Raw genomic sequence first — 22772 nt, 5'->3', positions numbered from 1 at the left:
GACTAGGCGAAGTTCTCCAGCCATGACAATGCCTTCTACTGCTTCCGTGCCCCCCCATGCTCCTGCTGCAGAGCTGCCGCCATCGCCGCAGTCCGTCGCCGCGCTGACGCAAGCGCTGGCGGCACTGTTCGGCAACCGGCTCGTCACAAGCCTCGCGGTCCGGCAGCAGCACGGCCACACCCTGACCTGGATTCCGAACCAGCCGCCGGATGCGGTCGTCTATCCCGAGAGCACCGAAGAGGTGTCTTCCATCGTGAAACTCTGCGCCCAGCACGGGGTTCCGGTGATCGCCTTCGGGACCGGGACGTCGCTGGAGGGCCATGTCAACGCGCCCTTCGGCGGCGTCTGCATCGACATGTCGCAGATGAAGCGGGTCGTCGCCGTGCATGCGGAAGACCTCGACTGCACGGTCGAGGCCGGCGTCACCCGCAAGGAGCTGAACGAGCATCTGCGCGACCAGGGCCTGTTCTTCCCGATCGATCCCGGCGCCGACGCCTCGATCGGCGGCATGGCGGCGACGCGCGCCTCCGGCACCAATGCGGTGCGCTACGGCACGATGAAGGACAATGTCATCGCGCTGACCGTGGTGATGGCCGACGGCTCGATCGTCAAGACCGCGAGCCGGGCGCGCAAATCCTCGGCCGGCTACGACCTAACCCGCCTCCTTGTCGGCTCGGAAGGCACGCTCGGCATCATCACCGAGGTGACGCTGAAGCTGCATGGCATTCCCGAGGCGATGTCGGCCGGCGTCTGCCCGTTTCCCTCGGTGCAGGCGGCTTGCGACGCGACGATCATGACGATCCAGTCGGGTCTTCCGATCGCGCGGATCGAGCTGGTCGACGACGTGATGATGCGCGGCGTCAACCTGCACTCCAAGCTCGGCCTGCCGGAAACGACGATGCTGTTCGTCGAGTTCCACGGTTCCGAGGAGGGGGTGAAGGAACAGGCCGAGCGCTTCGGCGAGATCGCGGCCGAATTCGGCGGCGGGCCGTTCGACTGGGCGACCAGGCCGGAGGATCGCACGAAGCTGTGGCAGGCGCGGCATGATGCCTATTGGGCGGCGCGCGCCCTCCGTCCCGGCGCGGAATCGGTTGCGACCGATGTCTGCGTGCCGATTTCGCGGCTGGCCGAATGCGTCGACGAGACCAAGCGCGATATCGAGGCGTCGGGCCTGATCGCGCCGATCGTGGGACATGTCGGCGACGGCAATTTCCATACCCAGCCGCTGGTCGATCTTGCCGACCCGGACGAGGTTGCGCGCTGCGAGGCCTTCATCGACCGGCTGGTGAAGCGGGCGCTTGCCATGGAGGGAACCTGCACCGGCGAGCACGGTGTCGGCCAGAAGAAGATGAAGTACCTCACGATCGAGCACAGCCCCGCCGCGCTCGCCACGATGCGGCTGATCAAGCGCGCGCTCGACCCGCAGAATATCCTCAATCCCGGCAAGATCATCGCCTTGTGACATTCCGAACGGGGATCATTCGCAAGAATGTCGTGATCCTGCCGCGACTTGCGTGCATGATCGCGCCCGTCGACATATCGAGGATTGATGCAAGAGCGTGCGTGAGGCCCTGACCTTACTGGCCGGGCTGCTCGTCGCGGCGTTGCTGGCCGCGCTGCTGGGGCCGGGCTTCGTCGACTGGCGCGAGTACAGGCCCCATTTCGAGCGGCGCATCAGCGCTGCGCTCGGCGTGGAGACGCGCGTCGCCGGCGAGATCGGGCTGCGGCTCCTGCCATCGCCGCGGTTGACTCTGGGTGAGGTGCGTCTCGGCTCAAGCGGCAACGCGGCAAGCGCGGCGACCATCGAGACATTGACGGCCGAGCTCGCCCTGGCGCCGCTGGCACGCGGCGAGTTCAGGCTGGTCGAAGCCGAGGCGGATGGGCTGACGCTCAATCTCGTCGCAGACGAAAACGGCGCCATCGCCCTGCCGGCCCGCCAGGGCACGGGCCTTCCGAGCGAGACAGCCATCGATCGCCTGGCGATCCGCCGCTCGGCCGTGATCTGGCGCGAGCCAGGCAAGGCGGCGCAGACGCTGGCGCCGATCTCCGTCGACGTCTCGGCCGTTGCCCTGCACGGACCCTGGCGTGTCGAGGGCGAGATCGCCGGCTCGTCCCTGCGCTTCGCCACCGGTGCGATCGAAGCCGATGGGCGGCTGCGGACCAAAGCCTCGGTCACCGGCGAGCAGGCGCAATTCGGCTTCGACGGTTCGCTGATTCTGGCTGGTGCAGAGCAGAGCGCTCGGCCCGGGCTGGAGGGCAGCTTCACGATCGCGCCCGGCGGCGCGGTCAGTCTCGCCGGACGGGTGAGCGGCGACAGCCGGCGCCTCGACTTCTCGGGCCTAGCCATCGAGATCGCCGGCGGAGCCGCGCGGCTGGAAGGCGAGGGCTCGTTCAATCCGGCGGACAGCAAGGGCAGCCTCCAGCTCAAGGCTCGCCGGCTCGACGCCGATGTGCTGCAGGAGGCGCTGGCCCAGCGGCCGGGCTATCAGCGCGCCTTGCTGGCGCTGCCGGGACCGGTCGAGCTTTTGCTGGAGCTCGACCAGATCGTCTGGCGCGGCGAGGATTTCAGCGGCTTTGCCCTGCGCGGCAAGCTCGATGGCGACGGGCTGGATGGAGGTAGCGCCACGGTCAGGATCGCCAATGCGGTCATCGAGGCGCGTGGCGCGCTCGATGGCCAGGGCTTTCGCGGCACGCTCGAGGCGAAAGCGCCCGATGCACGCCGGGCGGCGCTGGCGCTGGCGCGGCTTGGCGTCGAGGCCGGGCTGGCCGACAGCTTCGCGGCGTTGCGCAGCTTCGACGGGACGGCGTCGCTGGACTGGAGCGGCGAGCGTCTCGCGATCACCCGCATGACCGCGCGAGCCGGCTCCGGCCCGCGGCTCGAAGGTTCCGGGGCGATCACGCCCGGCCGGCTCGATGCGAAGCTGACGGTGAATGGGCTCGACCTCTCGACCTTGCCGCCGGGCGACAGCCTCAACGCGCTCGCCGGGCGGCGCGACCTTGCGCTCGATCTCACCCTGAATGGGTTGCGCTATCTTGCGACGCCGCCGGGCTCGGCCCGGCTCGCGCTGACCCGGCAAGGCAGCGACTGGCGCCTCAGCCGTCTGGCGGTCGATGGCTTTGGCGGCGTCAAGGTCGAGGGTGAGGGGGCATTGCTGCCAGGTGGCGGCGAGATCGCCGGGCGGGTGCGTGCGCCGCGCTTTGCGGCGCTGACGGCGCTGGCCGGGCCCCTGCTGCCGGAGGGCTTTCGGCGCGTGCTGCCGCGGATCGAGGACGGGCTCGCCGGGATCGATGCCGGCTTCAAGCTGGCGCGCGCGCCGAATGGCGAGACCAGCGTCGTGGCGGAAGGCTCGGCCCAGGCCGGGCGGCTTTCGCTCAACGGCAAGATCGACTCTGCCGGCCAGTGGAGCGGCGGCGATGTGAAGCTCTCGCTCGACGATAGGCGCCGCGCCTTCGCCGCCTTCGGCCTGCCGCGTCCGGCGCGAGGCGGTTCGGGCGAACTCTCGCTCGGCTTCGGGCAGAATGGACCGGTCGGCTCGCTCGCCGGCCCCGGTCTGATGCTCGTCCTCGAAGGAGCGGGAGGTGCGGCTCGTCTCAGCCTGCAGGCCGACGGGCCGGATCAGGTCCTGCCAGACGGGCTGGCGCGGCTGGTTCCGGATGGCGTCCTCGATGCGTCCGGGCGCGTCAGCTTCGGCGATGAGGCACGGCTCGACGATCTCGTCGTCAATGCCGGCGGCAAGGCGGCGCGCGGCGCGTTGAGCTTCTCGGCCGAGCGCGGGATCGGCGGGCAGCTCGATCTGCCCTATGTCGCATTGCAGCCCGCGCTCACGGCGGTGCTCGGCCAGGCGCAGCCGGTCGCGGGCAGCCAGTGGTCGCCGAGCCGCTTCCAGGACGCGACTGGGCTCGGCGAGATCAGGCTCGCCCTCAATGCCGAGCGGCTCGACCTGACCGACCGCATTGCCTTGACCAAGGCGCGGCTCGACCTGGCGGCCGGACCGGACGGGCTCGTCCTCGACAATCTCCGCGGCAGCCATGCCGGCGGTGAGGTCAGCGGGCGGCTCACGGCGCGCCGCGACGGGGGATTGGCGCAGATCACCGGCAGGCTCGGCCTTGCCGGGCTCGACCTCGCCGTGCTGACCAAGGGGGCGCTGACCGGCAAGCTGTCAGGGAGCTTCGAGGCTGGCGGATCGGGCGAGAGTCCGGCGCGTCTGATTGCGGCGCTCGGCGGTGCCGGTTCGATCAGCGTTGCGGGCGCCGGCATGGCCCGCTTCGACCCCGCTGCGATCTCGAAGGTGATCGCCGCGACGGGTGAGGATGCGTCCGAAAGCGAGACCGGGCGCCTGCAGGACCGGATCGGCGAAGCGCTGGAGAAGGCGAGCTGGCCGCTCGGCGACGTCACGATACCTTTCACCCAGGCGGCGGGCGTGCTGCGCGTCTCGCCCGTCTCGGTCGAGCGTGCGGGACTGCGGGCCGATGCGACCGGGCTGGTCGACTGGCGGGCGATGACGACGGACCTGCGCCTCAACCTGCGCCCGCTCGGTGCGGCGCCGAAGGGCTGGCCGGAGCAATTGCCGCAGGTCGGCGTCGCCTGGCGCGGGCCGCTCGATGCGCCGCGGCGCGAGACCGATGTCGGGGCGCTCTCCAATGTCGTGGCGGCGCGGGCGCTGGCGCGCGAGATCGAACGGGTCGAGGCCTTCGAGGCGGATCAGCGCGAGCGGGCGATGCATATCCGCCGCCTGCGGGCCGAGCGCGAACTGCGCGAGAACGAGCGCAAGCTTGCCGAATTCCTGAAGGCCGAGGAGGAGCGCCGCATCGCCGAGGAGAAGCGGGCGGAGGAGGCGCGCAAGGCCGAGGAAACCAGGCTGGCCGAAGAGGCCCGCAGGGCGGAAGCAGCGCGCAAGGCGGAGGAGGCGCGCATCGCCGAGGAAGCGCGCAAGGCGGAGATTGCGAAACGCCAGGAGGATCTGCGCAAGGCCGAGGACGAGCGGCGCAGGGCCGAGGCCGACGAGCGGGCGCGACAAGCCGCGATCCGCGCTGCGATCGAAGGACGGCCGGGACCGATGATCCTGCAGGGCGCGCCGCCTTCCTACATTCCGGGTGATCCGCCGGGCTATGGCAGGTCGCGTGGCGAAGCGCCGCCGCTGCCGCCACCGCTCGACATCCAGTCGGTGCCGCGGCCACTGTCGCGGTCGCCGTTGCAGAACTGATTCAAGGCGCTGGCAAACTGATTCAAGCGCGTGCGGGGCTGATTCAGTACTTGCTCGCAAACCGCTGATCTGGCGTTATTTTTTGTCTTTCTGGTCAGCCGCCCTGCAGCAGCTTGAAGGCGATCGCCCACATGGTCGCGGCGACGATGCCGTCGAGGATGCGCCAGGATTTGGGATCGGCGAAAAGCGGGCGCAGCCAGCGGGCGCCATAGCCGAGCCCGAAGAAGAACAGGAACGAGGCGGTCATCGCGCCGGCGGCAAAGACCAGTTCTTGCCCCGGGAACTGGCTGGCGATGCTGCCGATCAGCAGCACCGTGTCGAGATAGACATGCGGGTTGAGCCAGGTCAGCGCGGCGCAGGTGACGAGGCTGGCGGACAGGGTCGCGCCGCCGGCAGTGCCGACCGCAAGCGCCTCTGATGAACGCAGGGCCGAGAGCAGGCTGCGTGCGCCATACCAGAACAGGAAGGTGGCGCCGCCATAGCGCAGGGCCGGCTCCAGCATCGGCAGCATCGCCGTTGCCTGCTTCAGGCCGACGACGCCCGCAAGGATCAGCACGGCGTCCGACAGCGCGCAGGTGAGACAGACCGCGAAGACATGTTCGTTGCGCAGGCCCTGCCGCAGCACAAAACTGTTCTGGGCACCGATCGCGACGATCAGGCTGAGGCCCATGGTGAAGCCGGTAACGTAGACGGAGAAAGGCATGAGCGGCGGTCCCGTTTCTGCCGTTCCGCCTAGCTGCCTGGTTCGCCTTAGTGTAGTTAAACATCATTATGTTGATTAAGCTGAGCTAATGCGATGCTCGACTATCCCGCCTTGCAGGCCGTCTCCCTCGTTGTCAGGACCGGCAGCTTCGACAAGGCGGCGCAGGCGCTGAACGTCACGCCTTCGGCCGTCTCGCAGCGCGTGAAGCAGCTTGAGGAGCGGCTTGGCACGGTGCTGATCATCCGGGGGCAGCCCTGCACGGCGACCGAGCGCGGCGAATGGCTTTGCCGACACATGGAGCAGGTTGGGCTGCTCGAGGGCGAGCTGATGACGCGGCTGCCGGCGCTGGCCGAACCGGACCAGCCACAGCAGCGCGTCACCTTGCGGATCGCGGCGAACGCCGACAGCCTCGGAACCTGGTTTCTGGGTGCGGTCGCCGCGTTCACGAACCGGAGCCCGCATTTGCTAGACATTGCCGTCGACGATCAGGAGCACACCGCCGAATGGCTGCGGCAGGGGCGGGTGCTCGCCGCCGTCACGGCGCTGGAGAAACCGATCCAGGGCTGCCGCGTCATCCCGCTCGGCTCGCTGCGTTATCTCGCGACGGCAAGCCCGGGGTTCATGGCACGCCATTTCGCTGACGGCGTGACCTTACCCGCGCTGGCGCAGGCGCCGTCGCTGGTCTTCAACCAGAAGGATCGCCTGCAAAGCCAGTGGATGGAGGTCGCCTTCGGCGAAAGTCCCGGTCATCCGGTGCATTGGGTACCGTCTACACATGGCTTCGTCGAGGCGTGCCTGCTCGGCATCGGGTGGTGTGCCAATCCGGAGCTTTTGGTGCGCGAGCATCTCGATGCCGGCGGGCTGCGCGAGCTCATGCCCGGTACGGTGCTGGACACGCCGCTGTTCTGGCAGGTCAACCGGGTGGCGGCGGATCGGCTCGCGGATCTGACGCGCGCCGTGGTCGAGACGGCACGCCGTCTGCTGGTCAATCCGCGGGAGTGAGCTTCGCTGTCTCGGAGCGCCCGCGATAATGGGCGAGCACCCGCAGGCGCAGAGCCGAGGAGAGGTTGAGCTCGCCGCGGCCGGAATCGACCTCCACCACCAGGCTGGCGATGGGGCGCTTCTCGGCGGCCGCGATCTCCTTCAGCGCTTCCCAGAACGGCTCTTCGAGCGAGACGCTGGTACGGTGGCCGGCGATGGCGAGGGAGCGCTTACGCAAGCCGCTCACGCCTTGTCCTTGCCGTCGGGATCGTCGGAGAGGCGATGGCCTTCGAGGCGGCGCTCTGCAAGCGTCTTCTCCGCCTCGGTCAATTTGCGCTCGGCCTTGGTCCGGCCGAATTCGATCCGGTTCTGCTCGGCCTTTGCCTCGGCGCTCGCCCGGTCACGGGCCTTGCGAGCGCGGCGGAGGTTGACGACGTCGCCCATCACGCCTCAGCCCGGGCTGAGCATGTCTTCGGCGACGACGGTCTTGTCGAAGAGCTCGGCATCGACGCCGGCCTTCAGCGCTTCCTCGCGGAGCGTCGTGCCGTTGTGGTGGGCCGCCTTGGCGATGGCGGCGGCCTTGTCGTAGCCGATCGCCGGGGCGAGCGCCGTCACCAGCATCAGCGAGCGCGAGAGCAGCTCAGCGAGGCGCTCGCGATTGGGCTCGATGCCCTCGACGCAGTTGGTGCGGAAGCTGTCGGCCGCATCTGCCAGAAGGCGAGCCGATTGCAGGAAAGCCTGCGCGATGACCGGCTTGAAGACGTTGAGCTCGAAATGGCCCTGGCTGGCGGCGAAGGTGACGGTCGCCTGGTTGCCGTGCACCCGGGTCGCGACCATGGTCAGCGCCTCGGCCTGGGTCGGGTTGACCTTGCCGGGCATGATCGAGGAACCCGGCTCGTTCTCGGGCAGGCTGATCTCGCCGAGGCCCGAGCGCGGGCCCGAGCCCATCAGGCGGATGTCGTTGGCGATCTTGAACAGGTCCATGGCGAGCGCGGTCAGCGCGCCATGGCTGTAGGAGATGGCGCCATGGCTGGCGAGCGCCTCGAACAGGTTGTCGGCGGTGCGGAAGGGCAGGCTGGTCAGCCTGGCGACCTCGGCGGAGAAGGCCTTGGCGAAATCGGGATGGGCGTTGAGCCCGGTGCCGACGGCGGTGCCGCCCTGGGCGAGCGCCAAGAGGCCGGGCAGGGTCTGCTCGATCCGGGCGATGCCGAGCTCGATCTGCGCGACATAGCCGGAGAATTCCTGGCCGAGCGTGACCGGGGTCGCGTCCTGGAGATGGGTGCGGCCGATCTTGACGAGGTCGGCGAAGGCCTTCGCCTTGGCGTCGAAGGCGTCCTTCAGCCGGCCGAGCGCCGGCAGCAGGTCCTTGGAGACGGCGAGGGCGGCGGCGATATGGATCGCGGTCGGGAAGCTGTCGTTGGAGGACTGGCCCTTGTTGACGTGATCGTTGGCGTGGACCGGGCTCTTCTTGCCGAGGCCGGCGCCCAGGATCTCGTTGGCGCGGTTGGCCAGCACCTCGTTGACGTTCATGTTCGACTGGGTGCCGGAGCCGGTCTGCCAGACGACGAGCGGGAAGTGCTCGTCGAACTTGCCGGCGAGCGCCTCGTCGGCGGCTCCAATGATCGCTGTCGCGACTACTCCGTCGAGCAACCCGAGCTTCGTATTGACGGTCGCGGCAGCCTTCTTGACCATGACCAGCGCATGGACCAGCGGCAGTGGCATGCGCTCGGCCGGCCCGCCGATCTTGAAATTCTGCAGCGAGCGTTGCGTCTGCGCCGCCCAGTAACGGTCGTTGGCAACGTCGATCGGACCGAAGGAATCGGTCTCGCTGCGGAATCCGGTCATGGCAGGGGGCCTCTAGATCACGATGATTTCGGACCGAACCGATCCGAAATCATCGCGATCGATTCCAAAAGTTCAGAGCGGGATTCACGCGAAAAACCGGTGCCCACTTTTTCGTATCCCGCTCTAGGCTGGTCTCAGGTCTTCTTGCGGAAGGCGTCGAGGCTGACGACCTGGGCGCCGCCATCCTCCTCGGCCTCGGCCGCTTTCTGATCGACGGCTGCGCCGGGCTTGCCGGCCTCGTCTGTTTCGGCTGCTTTCAATTTGGCAGCCGGCAGCGACTTCACCGGGGCCTTGGCGGGCAGAGCGAGCGGTGTGGCGACGCTGGGCTCGGAGGCTGCGCCGCGGGGGGCCTTCGCCGGAGCTGCCGGCTCGCTCGCCTGCGCTTCACCGGCGGCGTCCTGCGTCTCGAACTTCAGGCCGAACTGGACGGACGGATCGAAGAAGGTGGTGATCGCGTCATAGGGGATCAGCAGCCGCTCCGGCACGCCGGAGAAGGAGAGGCCGACCTCGAAGGCGTGGTCGCTGACGTTGAGATCCCAGAACTGGTGCTGGAGCACGATCGTCATCTCGTCCGGATGCTTCTCGCGCAGGCGCTGCGACAGCCGCACGCCCGGCGCGGTGGTCCGGAAGGTGATGTAGAAATGATGGTCGCCCGGGAGCCCGTCACGGCCCGCCTCGGCCAGGATCTTGCGGACGACGCCCTTGAGCGCGTCCTGCACCATCAGGTCGTAGCGGAGAATATCCTTGGTCATCGGGTCCGGGTTCCGTTTCCGCTCCTCTAGATCACGTCGCGACCGGTGGGAAGCTCCCCGAAACGAAAAACGTGACCAATTACATTAGTTTAGAGCGATTCTGATGCAAGGAGAGAGGCCTCCCTGCTGCTCCGCACGGCTGCTCCAGCCGCAAAAAAAGTGGAGGCTTCTGTTGCCAGGCGCCTCCGAGCCCCGCCTTACGCGGCTAAACGCAAGGGCTTTGGTTTGGGAACCAGCACCGCTTACGCGGCGACAGCAACCCGAGCATTGTTGTCGTTGGCAACTATGCTTTAGGCCCGATAACGGCGGTACCATGCCGAGCAAAAGAACAACCTTTACACCCTCGTCGATCCTATTTCGCCCCCGCCGCAGCCCTGCAACCTTGTGGCTGCAAGTCCCCTGCTGCTCGCGCCGCAGGGCTGTGGTGGAGGCGCCGGGTACCGCCCCCGGGTCCGAAAGGCTTATTCCGAAGTCCGTTTATCGCCATAGCCGACCTTGCGGACGGCAAGGCGAATATAGGCACTGAGCGCGCGCGGGGAAAGAGAGCAGGAGGCTCTCCCGGCTAATTTCTGCGCAACACAGCAAAAGCCGCGGGAAACGCCCGCGGCTTTCGTGTTGTTTCAGGAGCCAAGCTGGGCTCAGGGCGCTGCGGCGCCGCCGACCACCGAGCCATCATAGGCATTGAGATCGAGCGTCACCTCGACACCGCCCTGGGCGCGCCCGGCGATCTCCCAGCGCCAATCGGAGAGGGCGATCTCCTCGATATGGACGAGGCCATGGCGGAAGGCGATCGAGCGCGCCTGCGATTCCGTGATCTTCGGCGCGGTGGCGGTTGCCGGATTTTGAGGCTTGGCTTCAGCCGATGCCGATGCCGAAGCATGCCCTGCCAGGCCCACTGCCAAAAGCAGTGCGGCCAGCATGGATAGTCTGCTCATGATACGATCCTCATCAGCCGGGCTTTTGATGCAGCATCGGATCGTTCCGGAAACCGGAAGCCGCTTTCATCCGATGCTCCAAGCGCAGGCCCGAAGCGCCCCTTCTGTTCACCGGGCATTCACATTGGGGCGCCCCTTCGCCATTGCAATATCTGGAGCGATCACGATTTATTTCGATGCCGTGAGACTTGGCCGCGAGGGCTGCGTGAAAAGCGGTTGAGAGCTGCGGCGGGCGGGGAGCGCGCCGGCGCGGATGGCGCTAGTATCTTGCGCTTTTCAGATTCGAATTCGGATTCAATGCACCAGTATCACGCCCTTCTGCAGCGCGTCCTCGACGAAGGCGTCCGCAAGGACGACCGGACCGGCACCGGCACGCTTGCCCTCTTCGGCCACCAGATGCGTTTCGACCTGTCGGAAGGCTTTCCGCTGGTCACGACCAAGAAGCTGCACCGGAAGTCGATCATCCACGAGCTGATCTGGTTTCTGCGCGGCGATACCAATGTCCGCTATCTCAAGGAGAACGGCGTCACCATCTGGGACGAATGGGCCGATGCGAACGGCGATCTCGGCCCGGTCTACGGCAGGCAATGGCGTTCCTGGCCGGCGCCGGACGGCGGCACGATCGACCAGATCGCCTGGCTGGTCGACGAGATCAGGCGCAATCCCGATTCGCGCCGGCTGATCGTCTCGGCCTGGAACCCGGCCGACATCCCGAAGATGGCTCTGGCGCCGTGCCACTGCCTGTTCCAGTTCTTCGTCGTCGACGGAAGGCTGTCCTGCCAGCTTTACCAGCGCTCGGCAGACGTCTTCCTCGGCGTGCCCTTCAACATCGCGAGCTATGCGCTGCTGACCCATATGGTCGCGCAGGTCACAGGCCTTGCCGTCGGCGACTTTGTCCACTCCTTCGGCGATACGCATCTCTACCTCAACCATCTCGACCAGACGCGCGAGCAACTGTCGCGCACCCCGCGGGCGCTGCCGACGCTCAGGCTCAACCAGGCGGTGCGCAAGCTCGAGGATTTCCGCTTCGAGGACGTGGTGATCGAGGGCTACGACCCGCATCCGGCGATCAAGGCGCCGATCGCGGTGTGATGCATCGCGTCGTCGTTCCGGCTCTCGGGCAGGTCCTGTTTGCGGTCGGGCTCGGCTATGCCGGGATGGCGGGGATTTCGATTCTGGCCAACACGCTCGGGAAGCCCTTTGGCTTCGACGCTCGTGAGACAACGTTCTTCCTGAGCATGGGCATTGGAACCGTGCTCGCGGCCTGGGTCGTGGACGGGCGAGGATTGGGCGGGTCATTGGCTCTGTCATGGCCCACAGATCGGCGCACCGTCATCTGGTTCGCAGATGTTCTCCTGCTCGTCCTGGCTGCCGAGGCGATCGCGGCTGTTTCAGGATTTCTGGGGTCGATAGAGGACCTCAAGGCGATGTCCAGCTCGGAGCGCAGCTGGCTCGGATTTCTGAATGCGGTCCTTCTGGCTCCGGTCGTCGAGGAAGTGTTGTTCCGGGGACTGCTGTTCACGCGCTTGCGCCAGCGCTTCTCTACGTGGCCAGTTCTGGCGGTCGTGACGTTGGCTTTCGGCCTGTTGCATGCCGAAAATGGTCTCTTGCATGTCGTGTCGGTTCTGCCAGCTGGGGCATTTCTCGGTTTCGCCCGCGAGTACTCTGGCGGCATTGGCTTGCCGATTGTGCTTCACGCCTGCATGAACCTGGCGATCGTCGCCGCGGGGACCCTTCTATGACTCTCTCCATCCGTCCCGCCCGGCCCGACGAAGCCGGCCTGGTGCTTTCCTTCGTGCGCGAGCTCGCCGAGTACGAGAAGCTGCTGCACGAGGTCGAGGCCAACGAGGCCGACATGGCCGCCGCCCTGTTCGGGCCCGAGCCCAAGGTATTCTGCGACATCGCCGAATGGGACGGCGCTCCCGCCGGCTTTGCGATCTGGTTCTACACCTATTCGACCTTCACTGGCCGGCACGGCATCTGGCTCGAGGACCTCTATGTCCGGCCCGAGCAGCGCGGCCGCGGCATCGGCAAGGCGCTGATGGTGCGCCTCGCCAGGCGCTGCGTCGACGAGGGGCTGTCGCGCTTCGCCTGGTGGGTGCTGAACTGGAACGAGCCCTCGCGGGTGTTCTACCGCTCGATCGGCGCGGTGGCGCAGAGCGAGTGGACGGTGAAGCGGGTCGACGGCGAGGCGCTGCGCAAGCTCGCGACCGGGGGCTGAGCGCGTGGGCAAGCTTCCCGTCGTCCTGATTGCCGCGATCGCCGACAATGGCGTGATCGGCCGCGACAACCAGCTGATCTGGCGGCTGCGGACCGATCTGCGCCGCTTCCGCGAACTGACCATGGGCTGCCCGATCATCATGGGCCGCAAGACCTTCCTGTCGATTGGCAAGCCCTTGCCGGGGCGCCAGACCGTGGTGCTGTCGCGCGATCCGCAATTCGGATCGGACGGCGTCTACGTCGTGCCGACGCTCGACCAGGGGCTGGAGACGGCGCAGCGGCTCGGACAGGCGATGGGCGCGCGCGCCGTCATTGTCGCCGGCGGCGGCGAGGTCTATGCGCAGGCGCTGCCCTTTGCGGACCGGCTGGAGCTGACCTTCGTCCATGCCAGCCCGGAGGGCGATGCGGTCTTCCCGGTTTTCGATCGCTCGGCCTTCCGCGAGAGCGCCCGCAGCGAGCATCCGGCAGGCCCGGAGGACGAGTTCTCCTTCGCTTTCGCGACGTTGGATCGGGTCTCTTGAGCCCTCAGGTGGGAGGACTGCGACGAAGGGTCTACGACCAAAGGCGCTTGCGTCGTTGACGAATCCGTGGCCGATGCCCAATTCAACGCGCATTGCGCCTGATGGCGCTGACAGCGTTCAACCGTTCAGCTATGCACGGTCGAAGCAAAGAATGAGGAACGGCTGAGGCATGCCTTGGAGTAACCAGAGCGGTGGAAGCGGCGGCAGTGGCGGCGGCGGTGGCGGTGGTCCCTGGGGCCAGCGCGGCGGCGGCGGCAATGGCGGCGGTCCCTGGGGCGGCGGCGGTCCTTCCGGCGGCAACACTCCGCCCGATCTCGAGGAGATCATCAGGCGCGGCCAGGATCGGCTGAAGAACTTCATGCCGGGCGGCAATCTCGGCGGGCGCGGGCTCCTGCTCGTCGGCCTCGGCCTTGTGCTGCTCTGGCTCGCCACCGGCGTCTACACGGTGCGGCCCAACGAGGTCGGCCTCAACCTGATCTTCGGCAAATATGTCGGCAAGACGGGACAGGGCCTGAACTACAACCTGCCTTATCCGATCGGCAGCGTGGTCAAGCCGCAGGTGACCAACGTCATCACCACCGAGGTCGGCTTCCGCACCGTCGAATCGGCGCGCACCTCGCGCCAGACCGACATCGCCGAGGAAAGCCTGATGCTGACCGGCGACGAGAACATCGTCGACATCGACGTGATCGTGCAGTGGCAGATCGATCCGGGCACACCCGAGGCCTTCGTCTTCAACATCCAGGATCCGCCGGGCACGGTGAAGGCCGTGGCCGAGAGCGCGATGCGCGAGGTGATCGGCCGGCGCAATATCCAGCCGGTGCTGACCACCGACCGCGCCGCGATCGAGACCGAAGTGCGCCAGCTGATGCAGGACACGCTGAACACCTACCGGGCCGGCGTGCAGATCCGGCTGGTCCAGCTGCAGAAGGTCGACCCGCCGCAGCAGGTCATCGACGCCTTCCGCGACGTCCAGGCGGCGCGTGCCGACCAGGAGCGCCTGCGCAACCAGGCCGAGACCTATGCCAACCAGGTCGTGCCCGAGTCGCGTGGCCGCGCCGCGCAGCTCCTGCAGTCGGCCGAAGCCTTCAAGGACCAGACGGTCAACGAGGCGCTCGGCCAGATCAGCCGGTTCAACTCGGTCTATGAGCAATACAAGAACGCCCCCGCCGTCACGCGCGAGCGTCTCTTCCTCGAAACCATGGAGCGCGTCTTCGGCGGCATGGACAAGGTGATCCTCGACCAGAACGGCACCGGCAACGGCGTCGTGCCCTATCTGCCCCTCGGTGAGATCGGCCAGCATCAGCCGCGCCGGCCGGCTGGCCAGAACCAGGGCCAGGCCCAGCAGGGAGCGACGCGATGAACGGTTTTCTCCGCGTCGCCGTGCTGGCGGTCATCGCCATCGTCGCGGTCGTCTTCTACGCCGCGACCTTCGTCGTGCAGCAGACCCAGTCGGCGATCGTGCTGCGCTTCGGCGCCGTGCGCAGCGTCGTCACCCAGCCGGGGCTCTATTTCAAGCTGCCGGCGCCGTTCGAGCAGGTCACCTACCTCGACAACCGCATCCTCGATCTCGACCTGCCGTCGCAGGAAATCATCGCTTCCGACCAGAAGCGGCTCGTGGTCGACGCCTTCACGCGCTACCGGATCTCCGATCCGCTGCGCTTCTTCCAGGCGGTCAACAACATCCCGCGCGCCAATTCGCAGCTCGCCTCGATCGTCAACGGTAACGTCCGCTCGGTCCTGGCCGAGGCGACGTTCACCTCGATGGTGCGCAACGACCGCTCGCGGCTGATGAACCGCATCCGCGACGACGTGAACCGCGAGGCAGGCCGCTTCGGCATGACCGTGGTCGACGTCCGCCTGCGCCGGGTCGACCTGCCGGCTGCCAACTCGCAGGCGGTGTTCCAGCGCATGCAGACCGAGCGCCAGCGCGAGGCGGCGGAAGCGCGCGCGCTGGGCGGCCAGCAGTCGCAGGAAATCCGGGCGCGTGCCGAACGCGACGCGATCATCATCGTCGCCGAGGCGCAGCGGAAATCCGACGAGATCCGCGGCCAGGGCGAGGGCGAGCGCAACCGCATCTTCGCCGAGGGCTTCGGCAAGGATCCGGAGTTCTTCGCCTTCTACCGTTCGATGCAGGCTTACGAAGCGAGCCTGAAGTCCGGCGATACGCGCATGCTGCTGACGCCCGACTCGCCGTTCTTCCGCTTCTTCAACGACCCGTCCGGCAAGCGCGCCGGAGCGGCAACCGATGCAGCCCCGGCGACGCCGGCGGCCCCGAAGCCCTGATCCCAGAGCAGGACGCGAAAAAAAGTGGAAACCGGTTTTTCGCAGAAGTCTTGCTCTAAGCCCTTCGAATCGGTCACGTTCGATAATCTTGGATCGGTTCGATCCAAGATTATCGTGATCTAGGACCGAGCGCTGCGCATGACAGATTTCCTCGCGGCGCTCGGCCTGGTCTTCGCCATCGAGGGACTGCTTTTCGCGTCGATACCGGAGATCGCCAAGGAGGCGCTGCGCAGCGCCTCCGAGACTCCGGCGGACCGCATGCGCCTGATCGGCATCGTCTCGGCGATCGTCGGCGTGGGCTTGGTCTGGCTGGCGCGTAGCTGACGGCAACCGGATCGCTCGGCTTGCGCTGCGAGCCGAGCGGAACGCGCTCTGAGGGCCTCAAACGGGAGCCGCCCGGGTTCTGCCGGGGCTCCGAGCCATTTTCCGGCGATCACGGCATTATGACGCAATCTTGCGTCGCCCTTCCGCCGTATTTTGGCGTTCTTAAGTTGCGTTCGGATTCCGGCTGCGCTGCAATGCCGTCAAGGCGACCCCGCCAACCTCGGTCTCTTGGCGCGACATCATCATGATCATGAGGACATCGATGGCATTCACACATTCCCACGCCTACCGCCTGGCGCGTATCGCGACAGTTGCCGGCATGGCGTTCGCGACGGTGCCCGCCTTCGCCCAGGCGACGCCGGCGCCTGGCAACGTCCAGGCCTCGCCGCAGGCCCACGGCACCACCATCTCGCTGGCCGATCTCGCCGAGCGGGTGATGCCGGCCGTGGTCAACATCGCGGCGGTGACGACCAGCGAGACGCGCGGCCGCAACCTGCCGCAGCTGCCGCAGCTCGGTCCCGACACCCCGTTCGGCGACCTGTTCGAGGAATTCTTCAATCGCCGCGGCCGCGGCGGCGAGCAGGGCCAGAACCAGAACCAGCCGCCGCAGCAGCGCCGCTCGCAATCGGCGGGTTCGGGCTTCGTGGTCGACCCGTCCGGCCTCGTGGTGACCAACAACCACGTCATCGGCGATGCCAACGAGATCACCGTGGTGTTCAGCGACGGCCTGCGCCTCAAGGCCGAGGTCATCGGCAAGGACACTAAGGTCGACCTCGCGCTGCTGCGCGTGAAGCACGACAAGCCGCTGCCCTTCGTCAAGTTCGGCGATTCCGACAAGATGCGGATCGGCGATCCCGTGATGGCGATCGGCAACCCGTTCGGCCTCGGTGGCTCGGTCTCGTCGGGCATCGTCTCGGCCCGCAACCGCGACATCAACCAGGGGCCTTACGACACCTATATCCAGACCGACGCGGCCATCAACAAGGGCAATTCCGGCGGCCCGCTGTTCAACATGGCCGGCGAGGTGATCGGCATCAACACCGCGATCCTGTCGCCGACCGGCGGCTCGGTCGGCATCGGCTTTGCCGTGCCGTCCTCGCTGGCGACCAACATCGTCGATCAGCTGCGCGAGTTCGGCGAGACCCGCCGCGGCTGGCTCGGCGTGCGCATCCAGAACGTCGATGACGCTGCCGCCGAGGCGCTCGGCCTCGGCACCGCCCGCGGCGCGCTGATCGCCGGCATCGACGAGAAGGGCCCGGCCAAGCCCGCCGGCCTCGAAGTCGGCGACGTGATCGTCAAGTTCGACGGCAAGGACGTCAAGGACTCGCGCGAGCTGCCGCGCATCGTCGCCAGCACTGCGGTCGGCAAGGACGTGCCGATCCAGGTGATGCGCAAGGGCAAGGAACTGAACAAGACGGTCAAGCTCGCCCGGCTCGAGGATGGCGAGAAGGTCCAGCAGGCTTCGGCCAACAAGCCCGCGGGCGAGGCGGCCAAACCGGTGACCGCCTCGGCGCTCGGCCTGGAGTTCTCGGCGCAGAACGATGATCTGCGCAAGCGCTACTCGATCAAGGACGGGCTGAAGGGCGTCGTCATCACCAAGGTCGATGCCAACTCCAACGCCGCCGACAAGCGTATTCTCGTCGGCGAGCTGGTGGTCGAGGTTGGCCAGGAGCCGGTGAACTCGCCGGAGGACGTCACCAAGCGGCTCGACGCCCTCAAGAAGGAGGGCAAGAAGTCGGCCCTGCTGCTGGTCTCGAACGCCCAGGGCGAGGTCCGCTTCGTCGCGGTGACGATGAGCTGATCGTCTCTCGACGATCGATCAAGGAAAGGCGGCCTGCGGGCCGCCTTTTTTGTTGGGCGATGGCAGCGATCAGCATTTTGCATTGGCCGGGCGAGGGTGGCTCCGGCAGGGTTGCCGGGCACGCGTCACGGAGGCCCGCCAATGCGCATGAGCGAGATTCCCTTCGGCACGACCGACTGGTCGACCGTCGAGCCCGAATATTTTGCGGGAGAGCAGGGCCAGGCGATCTGGCGCACGCGTCGCTTCGGGCCGCCAGACAATCAGATCCGCGTCAGGATGGTCGACTACTCGCCCGGCTATGTCTCGGACCACTGGTGCGAGAAGGGGCATATCCTGCTCTGCCTGGAGGGCGAGCTGGAGACCACCTTGGCGGATGGCCGGGTGATGTGGCTGCGAGCCGGGATGAGCTACCAGGTTGCGGACAAGGCCGAGCCGCATCGCTCGCGCTCGCCGAACGGCGCGCGGCTGTTCATCGTCGATTGAGGCTCAGTTCCGGACGATCTCGTCGCCGCGATAGCCCTGGGCGTAGAGCAAAGCAGTGAGATCGGCATGGTCGAGGCGGGCATCGGCCGCAGCCGCCACCGCCGGCTTGGCGCGATAGGCGACGCCGAGCCCGGCCTCGCCCAGCATGGCAAGATCGTTGGCGCCATCGCCGACGGCGAGCGTCGCCGCGTCCGGCAGGCCGAAGCGGGCCCGCAATTCGATCAGGGCGTCGAGCTTGGCCTGCTTGCCGAGGATCGGCTCGGCGACGAGGCCGGAGAGTTGAGCGCCTTCGCTCAGCAGGATGTTGGAGCGGTGCTCGTCGAAGCCGATCGTCGCGCTGATTGGGCCGGTGAAGACGGTGAAGCCGCCCGAGACCAGCGCCGTATAGCCGCCATGAGCACGCATGGTGCGCACCAGAGCGCTGCCGCCGGGCGTCAGCGTGATGTTCCTGGCGATGATCTCGTCGACGACGCCGAGCGCGATGCCCTTCAGCAGGCCAACGCGCTCGCGCAGCGCCGGCTCGAATTCGAGTTCGCCGCGCATGGCCCGCTCGGTGATGTCGGAGACCTTCTCCTTCAGGCCGACATAGGCGGCGAGCTCGTCGATGCACTCCTGCCCGATCATGGTGGAATCCATGTCGGCGAGAAACAGGCGCTTGCGGCGGGTGGCGGCCGGCTGGACGATGATGTCGACCGGGGCGCCGTCGAGGGCCTCGCGCAGCGCCGCTTCGAGCTTGCGCGCATCGCCGGCTTCCGCGAAGAGGTCGACCGCGATCTCGCCGTCGAGGCGCTCGATCGTCGCCGGGGCGGGCGCAGCGGCGCGCAGGCGGGCGAGCAGGCCATCGTCGAGCAGGGCCTGACCATGGGCGGAGACGAAGGTGGCGACGAGCGTCATGACGGAGCCGGAAGCGAAGTGAGATACAGCGCGGTGCTCATCGCAGGTCCGACCGCGAGCGGCAAGTCGGCGCTGGCGGTCGAACTCGCTCGCCGTTTCGGCGGCGTCGTGGTCAATGCCGACTCGATGCAGGTCTATCGCGATCTCCAGGTCATCACGGCACGGCCGACGCCGGAGGAGATGGGCGAGGTGCCGCACCGGCTCTACGGCCATATCGACGGCGCGATGAATCATTCGGCGGCCGCCTATGCGGCCGAGGTCACGGCGCTGCTCACGGAGCTGGCGGGACAGGGCGCTCTGCCGGTGCTGGTCGGCGGCACCGGGCTCTACTTCAAGGCGTTGACCGAGGGGCTCTCGGATATTCCGCCGGTGCCGGATGAGGTCCGCACCGCGTTCCGGACCCGGGCCGAACAGCGCGAGACCGGCGAATTGCATGCCGAGCTCGCCGGCAAGGATCCGGAGATGGCGGCGCGCCTGCGGCCGAACGATCGCTTGCGGGTGATGCGGGCGCTGGAGGTGTTCGAGGCGACCGGGCGCTCGCTGGCGAGCTTCCAGGGCGCGCGCCGGCCGGGGCCGCTGGCCGGGCAGAGCCTGCTCAAGCTCTTCCTGGCGCCGGAGCGGGAACTGGTGCGTGCCCGGATCGACGCCCGCTTCGATGTGATGATGGCGCAGGGCGCGCTCGACGAGGTCGCGGCCCTGCGCGAGCGCCGGCTCGATCCGCTGCTGCCGGTGATGCGCGCCCATGGCGTGCCGGGGCTGATCGCCTATCTCGACGGCAGGCTTTCGCTGGAGGAGGCGGTGGCTCGCGGCAAGGCCGATACCCGCGCCTATGCCAAGCGGCAGGTGACCTGGTTCCGTCACCAGATGGAGGGCTGGACAGCGGCCGCGCCGGAGGCGGCCTTGGACGTGGCGCTGGCGGCTTGCGCGAATGGCGCTTCGATTGCCGGCTGAATCCTCGCTTGACCATGCGGCGCTGCTCGTTTAGCGTCCGGCAACTTTCGTTTCGACAGGGCTGCGACATGCGCAAGCTTATTATCGTACAGGTGCGCTGGTAGGGGCCGGTTTAACAACCGGGCGTCCCCGACGCCAGCGCACGCCCAGGCCCCTCCGAGGGCCTTTTTTATTGCCTTTTTCCGACCGACACCGACAGACAGACCTCCGTAGGAGACCGTTATGAGCGAGATGATGACCGGCGCCGAGATGGTCGTTCGCGCCCTCCAGGACCAGGGCGTGGAGCATCTCTTCGGCTATCCTGGCGGCGCCGTACTGCCGATCTACGACGCGATCTTCCAGCAGGACAAGGTCAAGCACGTGCTCGTCCGCCACGAGCAGGGCGCGGTCCATGCCGCCGAGGGCTATGCCCGTTCGGCGCCGGGCAAGGTCGGCTGCGTCCTCGTCACCTCGGGACCGGGCGCGACCAACGCCGTTACTGGCCTGACCGACGCGCTGCTGGATTCGATCCCGCTCGTCGTCATCACCGGGCAGGTCCCGACGCATCTGATCGGCTCGGACGCCTTCCAGGAATGCGACACGGTCGGCATCACCCGCTCCTGCACCAAGCACAACTATCTGGTGAAGAGCATCGCCGATCTGCCGCGCGTCCTGCACGAGGCCTTCTTTGTCGCGGCCAATGGCCGGCCGGGCCCGGTCGTGATCGACGTACCCAAGGACATCCAGTTTGCGACCGGCGCCTATAGCCGCCCGCGCGACAACCAGCACAAGACCTACCGGCCGGTGGTCAAGGGCGACCTGAACAAGATCAAGGCCGCGGTCGAGCTGATCGCCAAGGCGAAGAAGCCGATCTTCTACACCGGTGGCGGCGTCATCAATGCCGGCCCGCATGCTTCGGCCCTGTTGCGCGAACTTGCGCGGTTGACCGGCTATCCGGTGACCTCGACCCTGATGGGACTGGGCGCCTTCCCGGCTGCCGACAAGCAGTGGCTCGGCATGCTCGGCATGCACGGCACCTACGAGGCCAACCTCGCCATGCATGACTGCGACGTCATGATCAATATCGGCGCGCGCTTCGACGACCGGATCACGGGGAGGCTCGACGCCTTCTCGCCGCACTCCAAGAAGATCCACATCGATATCGACCCGTCCTCGATCAACAAGAACGTCAAGGTCGACATCGGCATCATCGGCGATTGCGCCCATGTGCTCGAGGACATGGTCCGGATCTGGCGCGAGACCTCGCCGCAGATCGACAAGACCGCGCTCACCGCCTGGTGGACGCAGATCGATGGCTGGCGGGCGCGGAACAGCCTCGGCTACAAGCAGTCCGGCTCGGTGATCAAGCCGCAATACGCGCTCGAGCGGCTCTATGAGCTGACCAAGGACCGCAACACCTACTTCACCACCGAAGTCGGCCAGCACCAGATGTGGGCGGCGCAGTATCTGCGCTTCCAGGAACCGAACCGCTGGATGACCTCCGGCGGCCTGGGGACGATGGGCTATGGCCTGCCGGCGGCGATCGGCGTGCAGATGAAGCACCCCAAGGCTCTGGTCATCGACGTTGCCGGCGAGGCCTCGATCCTGATGAACATGCAGGAGATGTCGACGGCGGTGCAGTACCGCCTGCCGGTCAAGATCTTCATCCTCAACAACGAGTATATGGGCATGGTGCGCCAGTGGCAGGAACTGCTGCATGGCGGGCGCTATTCCGAGAGCTACTCGGCCTCGCTGCCGGACTTCGTCAAATTGGCGGAGGCCTATGGCGGGCACGGCATCCGCTGCTCCGACCCCGCCGATCTCGACGCCGCGATCATGCAGATGATCGAGACGCCCGGGCCGGTGATCTTCGACTGCCTGGTGGCGAAGGAAGAGAACTGCTTCCCGATGATCCCGTCGGGCAAGGCGCATAACGAGATGATCCTGCCCGATTTCGAGGGCGACACCGGCGAGATCATCGACGCCAAGGGCAAGCAACTCGTTTGATCGGGCGTCGTCATGCTCGGGCTTGACCCGAGCATCTCGAGAAGGAGGAGGCGCCGGCCGGCGCCTCTTCGTCAGGAAAGTCTCGGGTCTGCGCTTTGCGGCGCCCGGGAATGACGGCCTCGGCACAGGGGGACCACATGGCGACCATCGGCCTGATCGGCGGAATGAGCTGGGAATCGACGGCGGTCTACTATCGGCTGCTGAACGAGGGCGTGCGGGCGCGCCAGGGCGGGCTGCATTCGGCCGACGTCCTGCTGCATTCCGTCGACTTTTCGCCGATCGCCGAAATGCAGGCGAAGGGCGATTGGGATCGGGCCGGGGCGGCGATGGCGTCGAGCGCGCGCCGGCTCGAGCAGGGCGGGGCGGTCTGCATCGTGCTGGCCACCAACACCATGCACAAGCTCGCCGACCACATCACCCAGGCAACGAACCTGCCCTTCCTGCATCTCGCCGATGTCACCGCCAAGGCGATCCGCAAGACGACTGCGCGCCGTCCGCTATTGCTGGCGACGCGCTTCACCATGGAGCAGCGCTTCTATCGTGACCGGCTCGGCGCCTTCGGCGTCGAGGCGCTGGTGCCGGACGAGGCGGAGCGGACGGACGTGCACCGCATCATCTATGAGGAGCTCTGCCGCGGGCAGGTTCTGCCGGCCTCGAAGGCGCGCTATCGCGAGATCGTCGCGCGGGCGGTGCGGGAAGAAGGCGCCGACGGCGTCATCCTCGGCTGCACCGAGATCGGGCTGCTGGTCTCGCAGGCCGATTTCGACATCCCGGCCTTCGACACCACCGCGCTGCATGTCGAGGCGGCGCTCGACTTCACGCTCGCGATGGAGCAGGCGGCGTGACCCGCCGATTGCTTCAGGTCATGAATAAGATCACGAAAAGG

The 22772-nt window shown here is 67.2% G+C and carries 22 protein-coding genes and 1 other RNA gene; 15 read left to right on the top strand and 8 right to left on the bottom strand.

The genetic code is table 11. The annotated features are described in order from the left end of the window. The first annotated feature begins 22 nt into the window (after positions 1-22). Both GV161_RS30265 and GV161_RS30260 read left to right on the top strand, forming a co-directional pair. Entirely contained in the window at positions 23-1462 is a 1440-nt protein-coding gene (locus tag GV161_RS30265) for an FAD-linked oxidase C-terminal domain-containing protein (RefSeq protein ID WP_244623931.1), read from the top strand. Between the two features lie 97 nt (positions 1463-1559). Beyond that, on the top strand, positions 1560-5204 hold the full coding sequence (locus GV161_RS30260; protein WP_152012968.1) for an AsmA family protein: 3645 nt from the start codon (positions 1560-1562) through the stop codon (positions 5202-5204). A 94-nt stretch (positions 5205-5298) separates the two neighbouring features. Here the strand turns inward: GV161_RS30260 and GV161_RS30255 are convergent, their stop codons facing one another. Then, positions 5299-5907: a LysE/ArgO family amino acid transporter gene (locus GV161_RS30255; RefSeq protein ID WP_152012967.1), complete on the bottom strand. Its 609-nt coding sequence runs from the start codon at positions 5905-5907 to the stop codon at positions 5299-5301. Positions 5908-6000: 93 nt separating this feature from the next. Between GV161_RS30255 and GV161_RS30250 the strand changes: the two genes are divergently transcribed. Beyond that, positions 6001-6909, top strand: coding sequence for a LysR family transcriptional regulator ArgP (locus GV161_RS30250; RefSeq protein WP_152012966.1), 909 nt, complete (start codon positions 6001-6003; stop codon positions 6907-6909). Here the strand turns inward: GV161_RS30250 and GV161_RS30245 are convergent. The 6 genes from GV161_RS30245 to GV161_RS30220 all read right to left on the bottom strand — a co-directional run bounded on the left by GV161_RS30245 (position 6893) and on the right by GV161_RS30220 (position 10420). Continuing rightward, on the bottom strand, positions 6893-7135 hold the full coding sequence (locus GV161_RS30245; RefSeq protein WP_152012965.1) for a ribbon-helix-helix domain-containing protein: 243 nt from the start codon (positions 7133-7135) through the stop codon (positions 6893-6895). The two genes, GV161_RS30250 and GV161_RS30245, sit on opposite strands and share 17 nt — an antisense overlap. Beyond that, entirely contained in the window at positions 7132-7332 is a 201-nt protein-coding gene (locus tag GV161_RS30240; RefSeq protein WP_152012964.1) for a DUF4169 family protein, read from the bottom strand. The genes GV161_RS30245 and GV161_RS30240 overlap by 4 nt, the downstream gene beginning before the upstream one ends. A 6-nt stretch (positions 7333-7338) precedes the next feature. Then, complete coding sequence (gene fumC / locus GV161_RS30235; protein ID WP_152012963.1) at positions 7339-8733, bottom strand: class II fumarate hydratase; 1395 nt, start codon at positions 8731-8733, stop codon at positions 7339-7341. A gap of 134 nt (positions 8734-8867) precedes the next feature. Continuing rightward, a complete protein-coding gene (locus tag GV161_RS30230) occupies positions 8868-9485 on the bottom strand; it encodes a ClpXP protease specificity-enhancing factor SspB (RefSeq protein WP_152012962.1) in 618 nt (205 codons plus the stop codon). Positions 9486-9643: 158 nt separating this feature from the next. Beyond that, positions 9644-10030: a transfer-messenger RNA gene (gene ssrA, locus GV161_RS30225) on the bottom strand. A gap of 93 nt (positions 10031-10123) precedes the next feature. After that, positions 10124-10420 (bottom strand): PepSY domain-containing protein, encoded by a 297-nt coding sequence (locus GV161_RS30220; protein WP_091840557.1) that lies wholly within the window; start codon positions 10418-10420, stop codon positions 10124-10126. 297 nt (positions 10421-10717) lie between these two features. On the opposite strand from GV161_RS30220, the gene GV161_RS30215 reads away from it, so the two are divergent. From GV161_RS30215 to GV161_RS30175, 9 genes are all read left to right on the top strand, one after another. Continuing rightward, positions 10718-11512 carry a thymidylate synthase gene (locus GV161_RS30215; RefSeq protein WP_152012961.1) on the top strand — a complete coding sequence of 265 codons (795 nt, stop codon included), beginning with the start codon at positions 10718-10720 and terminating at the stop codon, positions 11510-11512. Beyond that, a complete protein-coding gene (locus GV161_RS30210; protein ID WP_152012960.1) occupies positions 11512-12162 on the top strand; it encodes a CPBP family intramembrane glutamic endopeptidase in 651 nt (216 codons plus the stop codon). The genes GV161_RS30215 and GV161_RS30210 overlap by 1 nt, the downstream gene beginning before the upstream one ends. Continuing rightward, positions 12159-12641 carry a GNAT family N-acetyltransferase gene (locus GV161_RS30205; protein ID WP_152012959.1) on the top strand — a complete coding sequence of 161 codons (483 nt, stop codon included), beginning with the start codon at positions 12159-12161 and terminating at the stop codon, positions 12639-12641. Before GV161_RS30210 ends, GV161_RS30205 begins: the two co-directional genes overlap by 4 nt. Positions 12642-12645: 4 nt before the next feature. Continuing rightward, positions 12646-13161, top strand: a complete 516-nt coding sequence (locus GV161_RS30200) for a dihydrofolate reductase (protein WP_152012958.1) — start codon at positions 12646-12648, stop codon at positions 13159-13161. A gap of 169 nt (positions 13162-13330) precedes the next feature. Further along, positions 13331-14524, top strand: a complete 1194-nt coding sequence (gene hflK / locus GV161_RS30195; RefSeq protein ID WP_152012957.1) for an FtsH protease activity modulator HflK — start codon at positions 13331-13333, stop codon at positions 14522-14524. After that, positions 14521-15447, top strand: a complete 927-nt coding sequence (locus GV161_RS30190) for a protease modulator HflC (RefSeq protein WP_152012956.1) — start codon at positions 14521-14523, stop codon at positions 15445-15447. The genes hflK and GV161_RS30190 overlap by 4 nt, the downstream gene beginning before the upstream one ends. Before the next feature lie 138 nt (positions 15448-15585). Then, a complete protein-coding gene (locus GV161_RS30185) occupies positions 15586-15771 on the top strand; it encodes a DUF2065 domain-containing protein (RefSeq protein WP_091840576.1) in 186 nt (61 codons plus the stop codon). 262 nt (positions 15772-16033) lie between these two features. Then, a complete protein-coding gene (locus tag GV161_RS30180) occupies positions 16034-17572 on the top strand; it encodes a DegQ family serine endoprotease (protein WP_244623930.1) in 1539 nt (512 codons plus the stop codon). Positions 17573-17713: 141 nt separating this feature from the next. Then, positions 17714-18055, top strand: a complete 342-nt coding sequence (locus tag GV161_RS30175) for a DHCW motif cupin fold protein (protein ID WP_152012955.1) — start codon at positions 17714-17716, stop codon at positions 18053-18055. Between the two features lie 3 nt (positions 18056-18058). On the opposite strand, the gene serB is transcribed toward GV161_RS30175, so the two are convergent. Further along, positions 18059-18949 (bottom strand): phosphoserine phosphatase SerB, encoded by an 891-nt coding sequence (gene serB / locus GV161_RS30170; protein WP_152012954.1) that lies wholly within the window; start codon positions 18947-18949, stop codon positions 18059-18061. On the opposite strand from serB, the gene miaA reads away from it, so the two are divergent. The 3 genes from miaA to GV161_RS30155 all read left to right on the top strand — a co-directional run bounded on the left by miaA (position 18917) and on the right by GV161_RS30155 (position 22731). Continuing rightward, entirely contained in the window at positions 18917-19900 is a 984-nt protein-coding gene (gene miaA / locus GV161_RS30165) for a tRNA (adenosine(37)-N6)-dimethylallyltransferase MiaA (RefSeq protein ID WP_152012953.1), read from the top strand. The genes serB and miaA overlap by 33 nt on opposite strands. 222 nt (positions 19901-20122) lie before the next feature. Next, on the top strand, positions 20123-21886 hold the full coding sequence (locus tag GV161_RS30160) for an acetolactate synthase 3 large subunit (RefSeq protein WP_152012952.1): 1764 nt from the start codon (positions 20123-20125) through the stop codon (positions 21884-21886). A 137-nt stretch (positions 21887-22023) separates the two neighbouring features. Beyond that, positions 22024-22731 carry an aspartate/glutamate racemase family protein gene (locus GV161_RS30155; protein WP_152012951.1) on the top strand — a complete coding sequence of 236 codons (708 nt, stop codon included), beginning with the start codon at positions 22024-22026 and terminating at the stop codon, positions 22729-22731. Positions 22732-22772 lie beyond the last annotated feature (41 nt).

Source organism: Bosea sp. 29B, from assembly GCF_902506165.1.
Classification (GTDB): Bacteria; Pseudomonadota; Alphaproteobacteria; order Rhizobiales; family Beijerinckiaceae; genus Allobosea.
Note: the sequence above shows the minus strand (reverse complement) of the source record. Positions and strands in the feature narration are given on the sequence as shown.